Annotated in this window: 5 protein-coding genes; all 5 read left to right on the forward strand. The window is 63.6% G+C overall.

Annotated elements, in window-relative coordinates:
* Nucleotides 1-249 precede the first annotated feature (249 nt).
* Nucleotides 250-1068, forward strand: coding sequence for an ABC transporter ATP-binding protein (locus AC04MI_RS24085; RefSeq protein WP_436079234.1), 819 nt, complete (start codon nt 250-252; stop codon nt 1066-1068).
* Entirely contained in the window at nt 1065-1847 is a 783-nt protein-coding gene (mlaE, locus tag AC04MI_RS24090; RefSeq protein WP_476498916.1) for a lipid asymmetry maintenance ABC transporter permease subunit MlaE, read from the forward strand. Before AC04MI_RS24085 ends, mlaE begins: the two co-directional genes overlap by 4 nt.
* Nucleotides 1848-1882: 35 nt before the next feature.
* Nucleotides 1883-2371, forward strand: a complete 489-nt coding sequence (gene mlaD / locus AC04MI_RS24095; RefSeq protein ID WP_056060215.1) for an outer membrane lipid asymmetry maintenance protein MlaD — start codon at nt 1883-1885, stop codon at nt 2369-2371.
* A gap of 50 nt (nt 2372-2421) precedes the next feature.
* Entirely contained in the window at nt 2422-3168 is a 747-nt protein-coding gene (locus AC04MI_RS24100) for an MlaA family lipoprotein (RefSeq protein WP_056060218.1), read from the forward strand.
* Between the two features lie 156 nt (nt 3169-3324).
* Nucleotides 3325-3741: MlaC/ttg2D family ABC transporter substrate-binding protein (locus tag AC04MI_RS24105; protein WP_476498917.1), on the forward strand; the 417-nt coding region annotated here is incomplete at its 3' end.

A 3741-nucleotide genomic window follows, 5' to 3' on the forward strand; every position in this document is an offset into this window, starting at 1 on the left:
GTGTTGACGGGGCCTTTGACGGTGGGGCAATGGCCGGGCGTCAGCCTTCTGGACGCTTTGTTGGCACAATCAGGGGTTGTGTCAATCCGGGCTTGCCTCGGTCTCGCTCGGTCGGGATCGCTGGCGGTTGTGCTTTTTCTTTACAAACATGCATGAATGTATGTTTGTGTCTTCGGCTACCATCTGCGCTCCATTTTCCGGGGGCGGATGTCGTTTTGGCAGCCCTCAGATCAGACATCCATTTCTTGCATGGCCGAGTCCACATTTCTTGCCGAGTTGCGCAACGTCACGTTTTCGTACGGTGACCGCATGATCCTGCGCGACGTGACCCTGGCGGTGCCGCGCGGCAAGGTCACGGCGCTGATGGGCGCATCGGGCGGGGGCAAGACCACGGTGCTGCGTCTGCTTGGGGGGCAGCACAGGGCCCAGAGTGGCCAGGTGTTGGTCAACGGTCAGGACGTGGGGCGCATGGACGTGCAGGCTTTGTATGCCGCGCGCCGGCGCATGGGCATGTTGTTCCAGTTCGGGGCGCTGTTCACCGACCTGGGCGTGTTTGAGAACGTGGCCTTTCCGCTGCGTGAGCACACCGATTTGTCCGAGGAACTGATCCGCGATGTGGTGCTGATGAAGCTGCATGCGGTGGGCCTGCGTGGTGCACGCGACCTGATGCCCAGCCAGATATCGGGTGGCATGGCGCGCCGCGTGGCGCTGGCCCGAGCGATCGTGCTGGACCCGGAACTGGTCATGTACGACGAACCCTTTGCGGGCCTGGACCCCATCTCGTTGGGCACGGCTGCGCAGTTGATCCGGCAGCTCAACGACGCCATGGGCCTCACCAGCATCGTGGTGTCGCATGACCTGGAGGAGACTTTCCGCCTGGCGGACCATGTGATCATCCTGGGCGAAGGCGTTGTGGCGGCGCAGGGCACGCCTGAGGAGGTCCTCGCCAGCCGTGACCCGCTGGTGCACCAGTTTGTCAACGCTCTACCGACTGGCCCGGTGCCGTTCCATTACCCCGGCCCGGCCGTTGCCGAGGATTTCGGACCTGCCGGAGGACGTGCGCTGTGAGTTGGTACAAGCCCTCCGATGTCGGTTTTGCTGTGCGCCACAAGCTGGCTGACATTGGCATGGGCGCGCGGTTGTTTGGGCGGCTGGTGCGGCTCCTGGGTGCGACCTTGATGCGGCCCTCGCTGGTGCGCGACCAGGTGCATTTCCTGGGCAACTATTCGCTGGCCATCATTGCCGTGTCGGGCCTGTTCGTGGGGTTTGTGCTGGGCTTGCAGGGCTACTACACGCTGCAGCGCTATGGCTCGTCAGAGGCCTTGGGCCTGCTGGTGGCATTGAGTCTTGTGCGCGAGCTGGGCCCCGTGGTCACGGCGCTGCTGTTTGCGGGCCGCGCAGGCACGTCGCTCACAGCAGAAATTGGCCTCATGCGCGCGGGGGAGCAGCTCAGCGCCATGGAGATGATGGCGGTSGACCCGGTGCAGCGCATCCTGGCGCCTCGCTTCTGGGCAGGGGTGATCACCATGCCGCTGCTGGCCGCGGTGTTCAGTGCGGTGGGCATCATSGGCGGCTGGATCGTCGGGGTGCTCATGATCGGTATTGACCCCGGGGCGTTCTGGAGCCAGATGCAGGGCGGGGTGGATGTCTGGAAGGACCTGGGCAACGGCGTGCTCAAGAGTGTGGTCTTTGGCTTCACGGTAACTTTTGTGGCGCTGCTGCAAGGCTATGCAGCCAAACCCACCCCTGAGGGTGTGTCGCGCGCCACCACGCGCACCGTGGTCATGGCGTCTTTGGCGGTGCTGGCACTGGACTTCGTGCTCACCGCACTGATGTTCAGTATCTGACGCTGGCGGTGCTGGCAGTTCTAGGAATCAAACATATGCAACGCTCCAAAAACGATCTGTGGGTAGGGCTCTTCGTGATGCTGGGCGCGGTGGCACTGGTGTTTCTGGCGCTGCAGTCGGCCAACCTGCTGAGCCTTCAATTCCACTCGGGCTACCGTGTCACCGCCAAGTTCGACAACATCGGCGGTCTCAAGCCCCAGGCGGCGGTGCGCAGCGCGGGTGTGGTGGTGGGGCGTGTGGAGTCCATCACCTTTGACGACAAGACCTTCCAGGCGCGGGTCACGCTGGCCATGGAAGACCGCTATGCCTTTCCCAAGGACAGCTCCCTCAAGATCCTGACCAGCGGCCTGCTGGGTGAGCAGTACATCGGAATCGAGGCGGGTGCCGACGAAAAAAATCTGGCGGCGGGCGACACGATCACGTCCACCCAGTCGGCGGTGGTGCTTGAGAACCTTATCGGACAATTTCTTTACAGCAAAGCCGAAGACGGCGCAAAACCTGCAGGGACAGGTGGGAAAAAATGATGCATTCACTCCATACACTCCGCGCCCGCATTGATGGCGGCAGGTTGTCGATGTCCCGCCTGGCAGCCAGCCTGGCCTTGTTGCTGGGGGCTGTGCTGCTCACCGGGTGCGCCACGGTGGCCAACCCTGATCCCCGCGACCCGCTGGAGTCTTACAACCGCAGCATGACCAACTTCAATGAACAGGTCGATGCCATGGTGCTCAAGCCCGTGGCGACGGCCTACAAGGAGGTCACGCCCGCACCAGTACGCACGGGGGTCAGCAATTTCTTCGGGAACCTGGGCGATGTCTGGTCGTTTGTGAACAACGTGCTGCAGCTGCGCGGTGAAGCCGCTGCATCCAGCTTCATGCGGGTCAATGTGAACACGTTCATGGGCCTGGGCGGTTTGCTGGACATCGCCAGCGAGCTGGGCATCGACCGCTACAAGCAGGACTTCGGCCTGACCCTGGGGCGCTGGGGCGTGGGTACTGGCCCCTATCTGGTGCTGCCCATCCTGGGGCCTTCCACCGTGCGCGACACATTCGCGCTGCCGGTGGACATGAAGGGCAACGTGGTGAGCTACGTGGACCCGGTCTCCGCCCGCAACTCGTTGTATGCCCTGCGCGTGGTGGACACGCGGGCCAACCTGTTGCGCGCCAGCTCGGTGCTCGACAGCGCCGCGCTCGACAAATACAGCTTTACGCGTGATGTCTACCTGCAAGTACGCAGCCATGCAGGTGAGGTGCAGAATGCGGACGGCAAGGACGACGGCGGCGCCAGCAATGGCGTGCTGCCCGAGGAACCTCCTGCGCGCTGATGGCATGCCGGGCGGGGCACATGTTCCGATTCGCCGCCCTGGGTCTGGCCCTGTTGCACTTGCTTGCAATCCGCAACCGCTGCGACGCATGCCAGTGGGCCCGCACCTCCACAATGATTTGACGGGCACAAGCCCGCACCGATGAAAGCCGAGAAGATGATGAACCGACGTTCCCTGGGCGGTGCCGCCCTTTGCATTGCAGCCAGTGCCGTGCTGAGCCTGCCGTTGTCTGCCCTCGCAGCCGACGAGGCGCCCGACGCGCTGATCAAGCGGCTGTCCGCCGATGTGCTCAACACGGTGAAGTCCGACAAGGCCATCCAGGCCGGGGACCTGAGCAAGGTGATCGCCCTGGTCGATAAAACGGTGATGCCCAACGTCAACTTCCGCCGCATGACGGCCGCAGCCGTCGGCCCCGGCTGGCGCCAAGCCACGCCCGAGCAGCAAAAACGCCTGCAGGACGAGTTCAAGATCCTGCTGGTGCGCACCTATGCCGGCGCGCTGGCCCAGGTCAATGACCAGAGCATCCAGGTCAAGCCCCTGCGCGCAGCCGCCGAAGACAAGGACGTGCTGGTG

The sequence above is a fragment of the Acidovorax sp. LjRoot204 genome (genome assembly GCF_056175785.1).

Excerpts from the sequence above, each read along its gene's own strand:
- AC04MI_RS24100 (WP_056060218.1), top strand. The coding sequence starts at position 2,422 with ATGTCCCGCCTGGCAGCCAGCCTGGCCTTGTTGCTGGGGGCTGTGCTG.
- mlaD (WP_056060215.1), top strand. The coding sequence starts at position 1,883 with ATGCAACGCTCCAAAAACGATCTGTGGGTAGGGCTCTTCGTGATGCTG.
- AC04MI_RS24085 (WP_436079234.1), top strand. The coding sequence starts at position 250 with ATGGCCGAGTCCACATTTCTTGCCGAGTTGCGCAACGTCACGTTTTCG.